Consider the following 16,395-nt stretch of genomic DNA (forward strand, 5'->3'; position numbering starts at 1 on the left):
GGAAAACGGTACTAACTGCTTGCCGATGCCTGTCAGTGCCAGATGTTGCCAGACAACAATGTGGGTAAGTCATTGGTTTTGCGGGCTGACTGCGTATTGATGCCTGTCAGTGCCAGCCAGTGCCAGATCTGGCCTACTCCCACTCGATTGTAGATAAGCCATTTTTATCTTTTATACTCAATAGCTTTTTTTCATGCTAAACGGTGATACCATGAAAAATACCATGTTCAGAAATTGCTGCTCAGGGCCAGAGAAAATTGCCGAAAAAACGCTGCCGCACAGCGCCCTAAACCACCTTATCCTCATCCTGGTACTTCAAAATTTCACCGAATTCATGCTTATCTCAGCAAGCATTAATGCTCGCAGATCTCCGGGATCCAACCAGAGGTGCAGAATCCAGAACCAGTTAAGCCTGGTGCTAGGTAATCGAGTGTCCAGTTGTTATCGAAACTGATTCCAGACTATCCACGTTCAGCATCAATCAAGTTATGATAACTTCTCTTCAAGAAAGTTGACGAGTGCACGTACCTTGGGAGCGACGTGTTTGCGTGTCGGGTAGACGGCATAAATGCCCAACTCAATCGAACGGTATTCTGGAAGTATTTCAACGAGTCTGCCAGTCGCTAGATCGTCCCCGACGAGGAAAGTCGGCTGTAGAATGATACCCTGATGCGCAAGTGCAACGGCCCGGCATGTATCCCCGTTGTTTGTGGACATCCATGGGTGAATCTTCACGTTGATCGGACCCTCAGGACCATCGAATTCCCAGGCATCCCCACCCATCCAGTAGCTATATCCGATGACTTTGTGCTCGGCCAGATCGGCTGGATTTGAGGGCTCACCATATTTATTCAGGTACCCTGGTGAGGCACAAAGAACAATTCGAGTACTGGCAAGACGCTTGCTGATTAGTGATGAGCTGGACAAGGTGGCAATGCGGATCGCCAGATCATATCCCTCCTCAACCACATCCACGACACGATCAGAGAGTTCTATATCGAGCCGTACCTGAGGGTGCATTTCGTGGAATGCATCCCAGAGGGGTGCAAGAGTTTGAACGCCAAAGGACACCGGTACATTCATTCGCAGGAGTCCGCGTGCCGCACCACTGCGCGAGCTAACCTCGGCTTCGGCCTCTTCAAGACCGGACAACAATTCACGGCAACGGGTATTGAACACGGCACCCTCTTCCGTGAGTGAAAGCCGCCGCGTGGTTCGATGCAGCAACCGCACGCCGAGTCGCGCCTCAAGGTCGGCCACATAGCGAGACACCGCCGGCTTTGACATGTGCAGCACCTCAGCGGCCTTGACAAAGCTACCCGCATCCACCACCGCGCAAAAAGTCTGCATTTCCTGAAATCGATCCATTGTTCCTAATATCGGTATAGTTCATTTCATATTTACGTGTTTATCTCAATTTACAGAACAAGTAAAGTTTTATTCGTACTCGGGATACACCCGAATCCGCCGTGAGGCGGCTTTTAAAACACTGTTCAAACCAGGAGATAGACAATGAATATTACTGTTATCGGAGCCGGCAACATGGGCTCGGCCTTCGTCAAGCAATTGGCCCATGCTGGACACCAGGTCACTGTCACCGCCCGCAATGTCGCCAAAGCCGACACTGTCGCGGCAGCCCATCCGGGGGCAAAAGCGGTCAGCCCGGAGCTGGCTGCTGACCAAGCTGAAGTCGTGATCATCGCTACGGCCTATGACGATGCGGTGAACGCGTTGCGTTCTGTGGGCGATCTTCAGGGCAAGGTCGTCATCGACATCACAAATCCTCTGACTCCCGACTATATGGGCCTGACCGTTGGCCATGAGACCTCTGCCGCCGAGGAGATAGCCAAGGCTGTACCTGGCGTAGATGTCGTAAAAGCCTTCAATACCGTGTTTGCCCAGGTCCTGGCCGAAGGCGGAGATTTCGGCAACGGTCGCAAGGTGACCGTATTCATTGCCGGAGACAGCAAACAGGGCAAGGACAAGGCTCGTGCAGTCGCCGAAAGCATGGGGTTTGTAACGATCGACGCCGGTGGACTGAAGAATGCGCGTTACCTGGAACCGCTGGCTGGCCTGAATATCTATCTCGGATATGGCGCAGGCCTAGGCACACACATCGCGCCAACCTGGATGCAGGACGCCTAATCAGATCGATAGGCATATCTATCAACCTATGTAAATTTACTGAGGAAAACATCATGAAAACCTTAGTGAAAAAAGTTATGGCAACCGACACCAGTTTTGGCCAATTGGCCCTTCGCATCCCGATCGGCATCATCTTTGTCGCCCACGGCGCGCAAAAACTGTTCGGCTGGTTCGGTGGGTATGGCCTGGAAGGAACCGGTCAATGGATGGCCTCGATCGGCCTGAACCCCGGCTACCTGATGGCATTACTGGCCGGCAGTGCCGAATTTTTTGGTGGCCTTGCCCTGATCCTAGGCCTGCTGGTGCGGCCGGCAGCGGCGGTACTCGCCTTTACGATGATCACCGCAATTTTTGCTGTTCATATCGGTAACGGCCTGTTCATGAGCAATGACGGCTACGAATTTGGTCTGGCATTACTGGCTGCATCGGTTGCCCTTGCCATCAGTGGTGCAGGCCGGGGTTCTCTCGATGCCTTGTTGTCCAGGAACTGATCAAGGTCATGTGTACAGGCTCGACATAGCCGGGACGAAGCGTCCCGGCTTAAATTGAGCAGAAGCGTTTATAGGAGGTTTGAAATGTTAATCAATGGGCAGTGGGCGAGAGATTTTCATCCCGTACAGGGTACCGACGACGAAGGCGGATTTGTTCGAGAGCAATCCCAATTTCGCAACTGGATCACAACTGATGGTAGCCCGGGACCAACCGGTGAAGGAGGTTTTGTCGCGGAACCTGACCGCTATCATCTGTATGTTGCACTGATTTGTCCCTGGGCCTCGCGCACATTGATGGCTCGTAAACTCAAGGGCCTGGAAGATGTCATTTCGGTTACCGTGCTCGATCCCCGCCTGACTGAAAAGGTCTGGCGTTTTGGTGACGACAAGAGGGCAATTCCAGGAACTCAATCTGACTCACTGTACGGCGCTGAATACCTTTACCAGATCTACCTGCGTGCAAAGTCTGATTATACTGGTCAGGTCACTGTTCCCGTGCTTTGGGACAAGCATAAAGAGACCATCATCAACAACGAATCTTCCGACATTATTCGCATGTTAAATGACGGGTTTGGCAACCTGGCCAGGGAATGCATCGATCTCTACCCAATTGATCTACGCACTGAAATCGACGACGTCAACGATCGTCTCTACGACAATTTCAACAACGGCGTGTACCGCGCCGGTTTTGCGACAACCCAGATAGCCTATGAACGAGCTGTCCAGGACAGTATTTGATAGTCTGGACTGGATTGATCGGCGACTCGACAATCAAGACTATCTGGTTGGCGACCGTCTCACCGAGTCTGATGTGCGAGCATTCGTCACCCTGATCCGCTTCGACCTCGCCTATCACGGGCTCTTCAAGACCAATCTCCGCCAGCTGCGCGACTATCGGAATATCACTGCCTATATGAAACGTATCTACGAGCTGCCGGGCATCGCAGAAACGGTATCGCCAGAGCATATTAAAATTGGATACTACTCCATCCGCGCCCTGAATCCTTCGGGTATCGTCCCGATCGGCCCCACGGAATTATGCTAATACTGGCCGCCCTTGGGGGAAAAACATTCACATGAAGAACGGGCTAACCTGACAGGAACTAAAAATGATCGAAGAAAAACGCGACCAATCCCATGACCGAATGCCGGTGGTTTTTGTTGGTCACGGCTCACCCATGAATTTAGCTCAAGTCAATCAGTGGAACCGTGGCTTTGCACAGTTACGCCACCACGTACCAAAGCCAGCGGCCATTTTGGCAATCTCGGCACACTGGTATGAGAGCGGCAGCTATCTGACATCTAATCAGCAGCAACCAACCATTCATGATTTTGGTGGTTTTCCAGATACGCTCTATAACATACAGTACCCTGCTCCTGGAGACCCGCTACTTGCTGAGCAAGTGCACGATCTCCTTGGGGAGTGGCAAGTGCAGCTTACCGAGGATTGGGGACTGGATCATGGAATCTGGTCAGTGCTGCACTGGATGTATCCAGAAGCAGATATCCCTGTCGTGCAGCTTAGTATAGATCGAATGCTTGATGTGCGGCAGCACTATGCGATTGGCAGATCACTTGCCGGATTGCGTGATCAAAACATTCTCATAATGGCCAGCGGGAATATTGTGCACAATCTTCCCGATGCTTTCAAACATATGCGATTTGGTACAACTACCACTCCTGAATGGGCCAGTCGTTTTGACGAGGCCGTCAAGCAAGCATTACTCGCACATGACACTGAAGCTCTTTTGTCGCTGTACCCAGATTCAGCCGATGGAAAACTTGCACATCCCACTCCGGATCACTGGTTACCGTTGATTTATGCAGCAGGTGTGGTAAATGCAAATGATCGTGTAAGTTTTCCAACCGAGGGATTCGATTTAGGGTCTCTTTCAATGAGAAATATTATTTTCGGATAATATCGACTGCGCTAGCATCTGGCTGCGAGAGCTTGAAGCCTCAGCCGAAATGCCAGTCAGTGCCAGTCATTGCCTGGCAGTGCCGGCTACTCCCACTCGATGGTCCCCGGCGGTTTGCCGGTGATGTCATAGACCACGCGCGAGATGCCCTTCACCTCGTTGACGATACGGCGCGAGACGTGGTCGAGGAATTCATAGGGCAGATGGGCCCAGCGCGCGGTCATGAAGTCGATGGTCTCCACTGCGCGCAGGGCTACCACCCATTCGTAACGACGCCCGTCGCCGGTGACGCCGACGGATTTGACCGGCAGGAAGACGGCGAAGGCCTGCGAGGTCTTGTCATAGAGATCGTGCTTGCGCAGTTCTTCGATGAAGATATGATCGGCCAAACGCAGCACGTCGGCGTATTCCTTTTTCACCTCACCCAAAATACGCACACCCAGACCGGGGCCGGGAAAGGGGTGGCGATAGACCATGTCATAGGGCAGGCCCAGTTCCAGGCCGAGCTTGCGCACCTCGTCCTTGAACAGCTCGCGCAGCGGCTCTAATAATTTCAGTTTCATGGTCTCCGGCAGGCCGCCGACGTTGTGGTGCGATTTGATGACATGGGCCTTGCCGGTCTTGGAGCCGGCCGATTCGATGACATCGGGATAGATGGTGCCCTGGGCCAGCCACGTGGCCGCGGTCAGCTTACCGGCCTCTTCGTCGAAGATATCGATGAACATGTTGCCGATGATTTTGCGCTTCTTCTCCGGATCGCTTTCACCCTTCAGGGCATCGAGAAAACGCTGTTCGGCGTCGATGCGGATCACCTTCACGCCCATGTGTTCGGCGAAGGTGGCCATGACCTGGTCGCCCTCCTTGTGGCGCAACAGACCATTATCGACAAACACACAGATGAGCTGATCACCGATGGCCTTGTGCAACAGGGCGGCGACCACCGACGAATCGACGCCGCCGGACAGACCCAGCACCACCTCGTCGTCGCCCACCATCTCACGCACCTGAGCGATGGCCTCCTCGACGATATTGCCCGGCGTCCAGGCGGCGGCGCAGTCGCAGATCTCGTGCACGAAGCGTTCGATGATGCGCTGGCCCTGGTTGGTATGGGTCACCTCGGGGTGGAACTGCAGGCCGTAGAAATGCTTCTCTTCATTGGCGATACCGGCGACGGGGGCCGAGCCGGTAGAGGCCATGAGCTTGAAGCCCGGCGGCAGGTCGATCACCCGGTCGCCGTGGCTCATCCACACGTCGAGGATGCCGTAGCCTTCCTCGGTGGTGTGGTCTTCAATATCTTTAAGCAATTGGGTGTGGCCGCGGGCGCGCACCTGGGCATAGCCGTATTCGTGATGATCGGCGTTTTCCACCTTGCCGCCCAATTGCTGGGTCATGGTCTGCATGCCGTAACAGATGCCCAGCACCGGCACGTCCAGTTCGAACACGACTTGCGGCGCCAGCGGCGCATTGGCCGCCACGGTGCTCTCCGGCCCGCCCGAGAGGATAATGCCCTTGGGCGCGAATTCGCGAATGGCGGTTTCATCCATGTCCCAGGCATGCAGCTCGGAATAGACGCCGGCCTCGCGCACGCGACGGGCGATCAGCTGGGTGTACTGGGAACCGAAATCGAGAATAAGGATACGGTCGTGATGGATGTCTTTGCTCATCGGCGTCTCTGGCTTAAGGGTTAAAACAAACAGGCCGACAGAACACCGGCTGCTGGCTTATTTAGTCGATGCGGTAGTTGGGCGATTCGCGGGTGATCGTCACATCGTGGACGTGGCTCTCGGTCATACCGGCATTGGTCACGCGCACGAATTGCGGTTTGGTGCGCATCTCTTCCAAATTGTGACAACCGGTATAGCCCATACTGGCGCGCAGGCCGCCCATCAACTGATGCACGATGGCGAGCATGCTGCCTTTGTAGGGCACCCGCCCTTCGATACCTTCCGGCACCAGCTTCTCGACGCCTTCAGACGAATCCTGGAAATAGCGGTCGCTGGAGCCCTGCTGCATGGCACCCAATGAGCCCATGCCGCGATAGGCCTTATAGGTGCGACCCTGGAACAGCTCCACCTCGCCGGGCGACTCTTCGGTGCCGGCGAACATGCCGCCAACCATGACGCAATAGGCGCCGGCCACGATGGCCTTGGCCAGGTCGCCGGAGAAGCGCACCCCGCCGTCGGCGATGAAGGGCACACCGCTGCCCTCCAGGGCTTTGGCCACATTGGCCACTGCGCTGATCTGCGGCACGCCGACCCCGGAGATGATGCGCGTGGTGCAGATCGAGCCCGGCCCGATGCCGACCTTGACGCCGTCGGCGCCGGCCTCCACCAGGGCCTTGGCCGCCGCGGCGGTGGCGATGTTGCCGCCGATCACCTGCACGTCGGGATAATTCTTTTTTACCCAGGCGACACGATCGATGACACCCTGGGAATGGCCATGGGCGGTATCCACCACCAGCACGTCGACACCAGCATCGACGAGGGCGCTGACACGCGCCTCGGTGTCGCCGCCGGTGCCCACGGCGGCACCCACCCGCAAGCGCTCGAATTCGTCCTTGCAGGCATTGGGTTTGTCCTGGGCCTTCTGAATGTCCTTGACCGTGATCAGACCGCGCAGGTGGAATGCCTCGTTCACCACTAACAGTTTTTCAATGCGATGCTGATGCAGCAGCGCCATCACCTCTTCGCGCGAGGCGCCTTCCTTCACCGTCACCAGACGCTGCTTCGGCGTCATCACCTTGGAGACCGGCTCGTCGTAACGTGTCTCAAAACGCAGATCGCGGTTGGTGACGATACCCACCAGCTCAGCCCCGTCCACCACCGGCACGCCGGAGATATTGTGTTGCCGGGTGAGCTGCAGCACTTCCTGGATGGTGGTCTTGGGCGAGACGGAAATCGGATCTTTGATGACTCCGCTTTCGTATTTTTTGACCTTGTAAACCTCGGCCGCCTGGGTCTCGATGGAGAGGTTCTTGTGGACAATGCCGATGCCCCCCTCTTGCGCCAGGGCGATCGCCAGACGGGATTCGGTCACCGTATCCATGGCGGCCGAGACCAACGGGATATTCAGGGTAATCTCGCGCGTCAAGCGGGTGGACAGGTCCACCTGCTTGGGCAACACGGTGGAGTGCGCCGGCACCAGCAAAACATCATCAAACGTTAAAGCTTCTTCTATGATGCGCATGACCAAATCCCGTCAGTTAAAACGGCTGGATTATACTTTGTCGCCCATAGCCGGTAAAGCAAAGTCAGACATCCCCTTTTCCCTGAGCGCCATGGCTTGAAGACGCGCGCCCTCCCCATATTGCCAACTGATTCCGCTTTTTGCGCCTTAGGTGCCCCTTTCCATCACCTCGAATAATGATTAACAAAAATCCCCTATCAGTTGTTTTATAACATTTTTCAGCGGATATATGCGCCCGAGAGTGACGCCAAGCGGCACAAAGTGACCATTTTTGTCAAGCCGTTTTGAGCAATAGAACACGGTTAATTCATGAATCGTTAATAAACAATCACTTAGGCCGATAACCTAATAGGCCCGCCGGACAAAGACGATCCGCGCTTATCGCCGGCATCACAAATACGTTTCAACTTATTGAATTAAATATATTTTTTTAGGTTTTTTTTAGACGGCACGGTTCCTGCAATTTAAACAGTCAAGTGTATGCAAATACCGCAACGGAGATAAACACGTGAAGCAAGCATTCAACATTCAACCTCAGCACGACAAGGAAACCACCATGCACAAGTCAATCATTACCGCCCTCATCAGCGCCCTCATCTTCTGCCTGGGCTGGGGCAATGCCCTGGCCGCAGACACCCCCATGGAACTGAAGATGACGGTGGAAGAGGAAGTTGAAGTCATCGACGCGCAAGGCAATACCAGCCTCAAACGCACCAATGCCGAGAACGTCATCCCGGGCGACACCGTGGTCTACACCACGCGCTACCAATACACCGGCAAGCAAGCGGCGGACAACGTCGCCATCCGCAACTTTATCCCGGCCGAAGTGACCTACCTGCCCGGCAGCGCCATGGGCAGCGACAGCGTCAGCTTCTCGGTAGATGGCGGCAACAGCTTTGATGCAGCGGGCAATCTCACCATCACCGATGGCTCGGGCGAGACCCGCCCCGCCACGCCCGAGGATTACACCCATATTCGCTGGCTGCTGCCGCGCGTCGAGAGCGGCCAAACCGGCAGCGTCAGCTTCAAAACCAAAGTCAACGAGGAATAAACCATGTGCTCCCCCAACAACGACCTGACTTGGAATGCCCACTGGGCATTTTTGCATATCAAGACCCTGACATTGATACGAGGATCGCCGCCATGAACCCGGATAGCGGATAGGAAATAGCAACACAGAAATTCAATCAACCCGCGATACGGACATCATCTCCCGCCAAGGAACCGGCAAACGAAACAGGAGATACACAATGAAAACGTATAAATCCATAACAAGGTTCCTCGGCGGCGGTGCTGCGGCCTTGTTACTCGCGGCCAGCCCGCAGGCGGTCTTCGCCGTAGCCTCAGGCACCTCGGTCGACAACACCGCGACCGTGGACTACGAGGTCAGCGGCGTGGCCCAACCCCAAGCAAGCGACAGCGTCAACTTCGTGGTCGACAAAAAGGTCGACGCACTGGTGGAAAATCTGGACGGCGCCGCCGTCTCGGTCGCCCCCGGTCAGACCACCGTCGTGCTCAAGTTCCGCGTTACCAACGAAGGTAACGATGTGCAGGACATGCTGCTGACCGCCACCGCCCTCGCCGGCGGTGCGGGTAAGTACGGCGGGACGGATAATTTTGATGCCTCCAACTTCAAAATCTATCTGGACGACGGCAACGCCAGCTGGGACGGCACCGGAACGGAGACCGACGTTACCGCCAACGCCTACATCGACGAACTGGCCAGCAGCGGCCAGCAGGTGGTTTACCTGGTCGGTGATATTCCCAGCGGTCAGGCCGACGCCTCCATCGCCTCGTACTACCTGGAAGCCCAGGTCGCCGTCGGTGGGGGTGCCGCGTCCAAGGGCGCGGCCGAGAGCGAAACCGGTGACGGCAGCGCCGATACTGAAGGCAGCGTCGATATCGTCTTTGCCGACAGCACCGGTGACAACAGCGATGCCGCCCGCGACGGCAAGCACACCCTTCAGGGTGAGTGGAAGGTCGCCGGCGCCACGTTGACGGTGACCAAGTCCTCGACGGTGATCAGTGACGGATTCAGCGCCAGCAACCCGAAACGCATCCCGGGCGCGGTGGTGGAATATCGCATCGATATCGCCAACAGCGGCGGCACGGCGGCCACCAATGTCACAGTCGCCGATGACCTGAGCGGTGAACTGGCCAACATCACCTTCGCGGCTGACCAGTACAACGGCAGCACGGATGAGATCGAGGTCACCTCCGACCTGTCGGGTACGCCGAGCGTCACCACCTACACCCAGGAGAGTGACGGCGACACCGGTGATTACAATGTCACCACGGCGGATACCGTCACCATCACGGGACTGTCGGTCGCCGCCGGCACCACCACGCGCGTCGCCTTCAGAGTGACCATCGACTAAGCGTGCCGGGTCGTTTCGCAGTTCGTAGACAGGCCTTCATGAGCGGCGTCCGCGCCGCTCAAAAGGCCGTGTTGCGTCTGCGCACGACGTTTCTTTTGATTTGCCTGGCCACGCTGTGGTGGCCAGGCCTTACTTTTGCCGTGCCTGCCGGTACGGTTATCAACAATACCGCGCAGGTGAGTTACGACATCAACACCGCGCATTACAATCTGACATCCAACACAGAACAGTTTACCGTTGACTCTACCCTGTCGCCTGATTTGGGCAACATGGCGGTTGCGGGACAGAACAGCAATCACTACTATCCCGGCAGCAGTGCAAGCCTGGATATCAGCATCGACAATACAGGCGGAAACAGCCTGGATAACGGATTTATTACCATTGACACCGATCCCGACATCAACGTGGAGTTAAACGGTGCCAATGTCAGCCTGGTCACAGAGAGCACCTCGGAGAGCGGCAAACGCAAAAAATACAGCGTCAGCGATCTTGCCCAGGCGAGCAGCGTAACCTATCAAGCGCAAGTGGATCTGCCTCTGACCGCAGCAGCGCGAAGCGCGTCGATGAAAGTCACTTACGAGGCGAATGACAAACAGATCTACAGCGAAGACATTACGCTGAATATCAGCGCCCGCAGTTCCGGTACGCTGAAACTGATGCAGTACTCCACTGCGAGCGATGCCGACGCCACCGCGGTCATGCCGAGCGCATACCTCGACAGCAACAATACCTATCAACCGATACCGGCGCCGCAACTGATTCAGGCACCTGGGCTGGACGTCACGGCCAGTCCCGTACCGCTGAAAGAGAACGCCACCTTCAGCCACGACCAGGTGATCTTCATTGTGCTGGATGATCCCGATCAAAATATCAGCGGGGCCAATGCGGAAACCGTCGAGATCACCCTCAGTATCCCAGCAGGGGAAGAAACCGAAACCATCAAACTACAGGAAAACGGCGCCGACAGCGGCGTCTTCACCGGCTATATCACACTCACGGCAAAGCCTGCCGTCAGCAATGACGGCGTTCTTGATGTCAACACCGATACCACGGTTAGCTTCAAATATGTCGACGGCGTCGATCAGAACGATACTAATCTGCAAGAGGTGCTGATAGATCCCTACGGCATCATCTTTAACAGCACCACTGGCGCACTGCTCAACGGCTATACGGTCAGCATGGTGAATGCCGATACCGGCCTGCCCGCCAGCGTTTACGGCGACGACGGAGTGAGCAGCTATCCCGCCACGGTGGTCACCGGCGGCAGCGTCACCGACAGCGGCGGCACGGTGTATCATTTCGCCGACGGCGCCTACCGCTTCCCCTTCGCCCCGGCGGGCAATTACAAGCTGGTGGTGACGCCGCCCGCCGATGTCCCATACCGCTGGCCGTCGAGCCAGTCCGCGGCGCTGATCAACCAACTGCCCGCGGCGCCCTACGCCATCACCCTGGGCTCGCGCGGCGAGGTATTCCCGCTCAACCCCGGTCCACCCCTGCACATCGACATCCCGGTCGACCCCCTGAGCACGCAAATGTATGTCCAGCGCAGCGCCGACAAGAACAAGGTCGCCCCGGGTGACTTCATCCATTATCAGGTCTCAGTGGAAAACGTCGCCGCCGTCACACTCAACGATGTAGTGCTGACGGACACCCTGCCCCACGGTTTCCGCTTCCAGGAACAATCCTTGTTGGTCAACGGCCTGCCCGCCGGTGCGCCCCAGACCTCAGACAACGGCGCGGAATTGACATTCGACCTGGGCAACATCAACAGCGGCGAAACCTATAGCGTCGAATACGTCGCCGCGGTCGGCGCATTGAATCGCGGCGCGGTGCGCAGCGGCAGCCGCGCCGGCGCCAACGGCGGCGCCGCCGGCTCCAATACGGCCGAACATTATGCCCAAGTGATTAACGCAATGATGCGCGACCGCGCCCTGCTCATGGGACAGGTCCTGATCGAGCCGCGCGAAGGCGACGCCGACGTCACCCGCCGCGGATTGGAAGGTGCGCGCATCTACCTGGAGGATGGCCGTTACGCCGTGACCGATGAACGCGGCATGTATCACTTCGAAGACATCAAGCCGGGCAGCCACGTGGTGCAACTCGACCTGGATACCATTCCCGATCAATACGAAGTGATCTTGAGCGAGGACAACACCCGCTTCGCCGGCCGCGCCTGGTCGCAGTTTGTCGATGTGCGCGGCGGCACCCTGTGGCGCACCGACTTCCATGTCGCCAACAAACCCATCCCCGTGGGCAATGTCTCCCTGCAGCTCAGCAATGAAATGCAGCGGGATAACCACACCGTCCCCTATCGGGTCGACATCCGCAGTGAAACGGTGGCGATCGAGAACATGCGCTTCAATGTCTTGATCCCCGAGGGGGCGGTGTACCTCTCCGGCAGCAGTCGCATGGGCGAGCGCGCCATCGAGGATCCGACGATTAATGACAACATGCTCAGCTATCGCCTCGGCGACGCCGACGCCGCGCAAGGGCATCAAACCTTGCGCTACGCCATCTTGCCGCCGCAGGTCGATACGGCCGGTGAAATGATCACCAAGGGCTTTCTGTTGTTTGACACCCCGGCCAAGCGCAACCAGCGCACGCCGGTGGCGGATCACCTACTCATGCTGGTTCCGAAACTTAGTGACAACGCCTTAGTCGGGAAAGACTTTATCTTCACACCGCGCTTCGAGACGGGAACCGCGACCCTGAACGCAGATGACAAATTCGCCCTGGCCAAGCTGGCGGAGAAACTGGCGGGCGTCGACGACATCCGCATCCATACCATCGGCCATGCCGACGGCGGCGACCCGGGCGATAAAACACGGCTTTCGCAACGCCGTGCCCTGGCCGTGGCCAATGAGCTGCAGCAGTTACTCCAGCTCAGCCCTGGATCCGTCAGCGCCGAGGGCAAGGGCACGAGCCAACCCTTCGGCATCGAGGACGACGAACAGGGCCGCCAGATGAATCGGCGCGTGGAGATACGTATATATAGAATGGATCACGTCACCGGAAAGGCAGTTAAAATCGCTGAAACAGATCCGCGCCTCGAGGCCACCGCGGGGCAGCAACAGACCGTTGCCACCCAGGGCAAGGACCCGGCCGCGAGCGCGACAGACGCCACCTCCAGTGTTAAAGAACCGGAAACGCCCAAGATTGTCTATGACGCTGCCTGGCTGCAAGGCAAGGATTCCGACCTGGAATGGTTGCAGCCGGCGGCCGATGGACTGCCGGACCAGACCAGTACCGCGATCACGCTCAAACATGGCAAAGGCCAGTTCATCGAACTCAAGCTCAACGGCCAAACCGTGCCACGCGTCAACTATGAAGGCTCAGTCAAAAACCAGCGGGGTGCCGTACTCAGTCTCTGGAAAGGGGTCGACCTGCAGATCGGCGACAATATGCTCGAAGCCGTCGTCAAAGACTCCGGCGGCACGGTAGTCGCACATCTGAAACGCAGCGTGCATGTGTCCGGCGGCTTCGCCAAGGCCGAATTGGTAAGTGACGCATCCAGCTTGGTTGCCGACGGCCGCAGCCACCCCGTCATCGCCCTGCGCATGACCGACAAGGACGGCTACCCGCTGCGCCCGGGCATGGGCGGCCAGTTCCGCGTCAAGCCGCCCTATCACGCGGCTGACAATACCGAGTTCGACCTGGACGTCATGCCCGGTGCCGCACCCCAGGATCTGCGCAGCTTCAACGTCGGTGCCGACGGCATCGCCCGCATCAAGTTGGCGCCCACCAGCCGTTCCGGTGAGGTGGAAATCGAATTGCCACGCCCCAATCAGGACGCGCAAGTGATCAAGGCCAGGTTGCAGGCGGAACAACGCGACTGGATCTTGGTGGGCCTGGCCGAAGGGACGGCGGGTCACAACCTTATCAAGGGCAACAGCGCGCCGCTGCAAGGCGACTCGGCGCAACAAGATATTTACCAGGACGGCCGGCTTGCCTTCTTCGCCAAGGGACAGGTGCTGGGCAAATGGTTGTTGACGTTAGCCTATGACAGCGACAAGGAACGCGTACCCGGCGAAGACCCCAACCTGTTCCAGATTGTCGACCCGGACAGCTACTATACGGTCTACGGCGACAACGCCAACGACGGTAATGACGCAGCCAGCAGCGAAAAGCTCTATCTGAAACTGGAGCGGGAGGCCTTCTACCTGCTGTTCGGTGACTACGAAACCGACTTCAACGAAACCGAGTTGGCGCTCTACAGTCGCACCCTGACCGGGGTGAAATCGCAATATGAAGACGAGAAATACGATATTACCGTCTTCACCAGCCAGACCAACCAGTCCTTCGTCAAGGACGAATTCAGAGGCGAAGGGCGCAGCGGCCCCTACCGCTTGTCGCGCAGCAACATCGCCATGAACAGTGAAAAGGTCGTCATCGAAACCCGCGACCGCTTGCGCAGCGAAGAAATCCTGGAGCGTGTCGAAATGCAGCGCCACACCGACTACAACATCGACTATCGCGAAGGAACCATCACTTTCCGCGAGCCGATATTCAGCGTCAATCAGAATTTTAATCATGTCTTCATCGTGGTCAAGTACGAAGCCTATGACGCCGCCGACGAACGAGTCACCTATGGGTTACGCGCCCAGACCCGGCTCAGCGACAAGCTCAGTGTCGGCGTGACCCACGTCAACGAGGGCCGCACCGGCGGCGAGGCCAAACTGAGCGGTGTGGATGCGGACTACCAGATCAGCGACAACACCGAGTTGCATGTGGAAGCGGCCCGCAGCGTCGATCGGAACATCGTCGGTGCCGAAGGCCAAGGCGATGCCTATATTGCCGAGCTCAAACACGAGACACCCACCAACAGCAGCAAGGCCTATGTGCGCGAGACCGACACCGGCTTCGGTCTGGGTCAGACCAACGGCTCGGAAGACAGTACGCGCAAGATCGGCGCCGAGACCCGTATCCAGGCCAGCGCATCCATCAACCTCAGCGGCCAAGCCTATCGTCAGGAACACACCGCCACCGAGGCCAGCCGCGATCTGGCCGAGGTGCAGGCGGAGATGAATCTAGACAGTACCCGCTTGCGCCTGGGGCTGCGTGGCGCGGTCGACAGCCGCGGCGATGGCAGCGAGCAGAAATCGGAACAAGTCACCAGCGGTATCACTCAGGGCTTTTTCGACAACCGTCTGATCGCCCGCGCCGATCACGAAAATAATGTCAGTGACGGCAATAGCATCGACTTTCCCGATCGCACGCGCCTGGGTGCAGACCTGCGTCTCAACGACAAGATCAGCCTGTTCGCCGAACAGGAAATCAGCGACGGTCAAATTCGTGATACCCGCCACACCCTGATCGGAGTGAAATCCACGCCGTGGTCGGGCGGCACACTCTATACCGGCGTCAGCGCCTCACAATCGGCCGCAGGCGAAAGCACCGCCGCGAATGTCGCCGGCACCCAGACTTGGCAACTCAGCCAGGCCTGGTCAATGGATATCGGCGCCGAACAATCCAAGCTATTCAGTGAAAAGTTGGGCATGCCTCTGGACAACAATGTGCCCTTTGTCAATGGCCCTGCTGTAGAAGAGTTTGTCGCCGCCTCGCTGGGGCTGACCTATATGGCCGGCGACTGGATGTGGACCGGCCGTATCGAAAACCGCAACGGTGACAGTCAAAACAGTCACTCACTGGCCACCTCGATGCAGACCACGCCCCACAACTCGCTTTCCATGCTGGCCAGTCTGACGCTGAATCAAACCGAGCGCAGCACCGGCGAACAACAGGAGCGCAGTAATGTGGGCCTGAGCTTCGCCTATCGCCCCAATGCCTCGCGCTGGATTCTACTGGATAAACTAAACCTTATTTCGGACGAAAGCAGAGGCGCTGCGTCTAACAGTGAGGCACAGCGTGTCATCAACATGTTCCATGCCAACTACAAACACAAGCGCTGGCAACTGTCGCTGCAGTACGGCGCCAAGCGCGTCACTGAAGTCATTAACCTGCAAACTTATACCAGCTTTACCGACATGCTGGGCGTCGAGACGCGCTACGACCTGAGCCGCAGCTGGGATATCGGCCTGCACGGCAACGTGCTGCGCGCCGCCGAGCTGGACCATTACGACTACAGCGGTGGCCTCTCCATCGGTCACTCGGTGGCGAAAAACATCTGGATCAGTATTGGATATAACTTTTTCGGCTTCCGCGACGAGGACTTCTCCGGCGCCAATTACACCAGCCAGGGCGTGTTCCTGCGCTTCAGGATGAAATTTGATCAGGTTTCAGTACGCGAGGCCGTCAAGTGGGCCGGGCAATAGGACG

9 protein-coding genes and 1 pseudogene are annotated in these 16,395 nt (G+C 57.3%); 7 read left to right on the plus strand and 3 right to left on the minus strand.

Annotation, left to right across the window (positions count from 1 at the left end; genetic code table 11):
• Nucleotides 1-486: 486 nt before the first annotated feature.
• On the minus strand, nucleotides 487-1,368 hold the full coding sequence (locus Tel_10905; protein ID ALP53598.1) for a LysR family transcriptional regulator: 882 nt from the start codon (nucleotides 1,366-1,368) through the stop codon (nucleotides 487-489).
• 144 nt (nucleotides 1,369-1,512) lie between these two features.
• Between Tel_10905 and Tel_10910 the strand changes: the two genes are divergently transcribed.
• From Tel_10910 to Tel_10925, 4 genes and pseudogenes are all read left to right on the plus strand, one after another.
• Nucleotides 1,513-2,145, plus strand: coding sequence for an NADPH-dependent F420 reductase (locus tag Tel_10910; GenBank protein ID ALP53599.1), 633 nt, complete (start codon nucleotides 1,513-1,515; stop codon nucleotides 2,143-2,145).
• A gap of 53 nt (nucleotides 2,146-2,198) precedes the next feature.
• The gene (locus Tel_10915; GenBank protein ALP53600.1) at nucleotides 2,199-2,636 is read left to right on the plus strand and encodes a hypothetical protein; all 438 of its coding nucleotides are present in this window, start codon (nucleotides 2,199-2,201) and stop codon (nucleotides 2,634-2,636) included.
• 84 nt (nucleotides 2,637-2,720) lie between these two features.
• Nucleotides 2,721-3,681, plus strand: a pseudogene (locus tag Tel_10920) (hypothetical protein).
• Nucleotides 3,682-3,745: 64 nt separating this feature from the next.
• Nucleotides 3,746-4,555 (plus strand): dioxygenase, encoded by an 810-nt coding sequence (locus Tel_10925; protein ID ALP53601.1) that lies wholly within the window; start codon nucleotides 3,746-3,748, stop codon nucleotides 4,553-4,555.
• A gap of 86 nt (nucleotides 4,556-4,641) precedes the next feature.
• On the opposite strand, the gene guaA is transcribed toward Tel_10925, so the two are convergent.
• Together guaA and Tel_10935 are read right to left on the minus strand one after the other, a co-directional pair.
• On the minus strand, nucleotides 4,642-6,219 hold the full coding sequence (gene guaA / locus Tel_10930; protein ID ALP53602.1) for a GMP synthetase: 1,578 nt from the start codon (nucleotides 6,217-6,219) through the stop codon (nucleotides 4,642-4,644).
• A gap of 61 nt (nucleotides 6,220-6,280) precedes the next feature.
• Entirely contained in the window at nucleotides 6,281-7,741 is a 1,461-nt protein-coding gene (locus tag Tel_10935; protein ALP53603.1) for an inosine-5'-monophosphate dehydrogenase, read from the minus strand.
• Nucleotides 7,742-8,249: 508 nt separating this feature from the next.
• Here Tel_10935 and Tel_10940 point away from each other — a divergent pair.
• From Tel_10940 to Tel_10950, 3 genes are all read left to right on the plus strand, one after another.
• Entirely contained in the window at nucleotides 8,250-8,792 is a 543-nt protein-coding gene (locus tag Tel_10940; protein ALP53604.1) for a hypothetical protein, read from the plus strand.
• 199 nt (nucleotides 8,793-8,991) lie between these two features.
• Nucleotides 8,992-10,119, plus strand: a complete 1,128-nt coding sequence (locus Tel_10945) for a hypothetical protein (GenBank protein ID ALP53605.1) — start codon at nucleotides 8,992-8,994, stop codon at nucleotides 10,117-10,119.
• Between the two features lie 38 nt (nucleotides 10,120-10,157).
• Nucleotides 10,158-16,391 (plus strand): hypothetical protein, encoded by a 6,234-nt coding sequence (locus Tel_10950; protein ALP53606.1) that lies wholly within the window; start codon nucleotides 10,158-10,160, stop codon nucleotides 16,389-16,391.
• The last annotated feature ends 4 nt before the right edge of the window (nucleotides 16,392-16,395 follow it).

Origin of the sequence: Candidatus Tenderia electrophaga (assembly GCA_001447805.1) — a bacterium.
GTDB lineage: Bacteria > Pseudomonadota > Gammaproteobacteria > Tenderiales > Tenderiaceae > Tenderia > Tenderia electrophaga.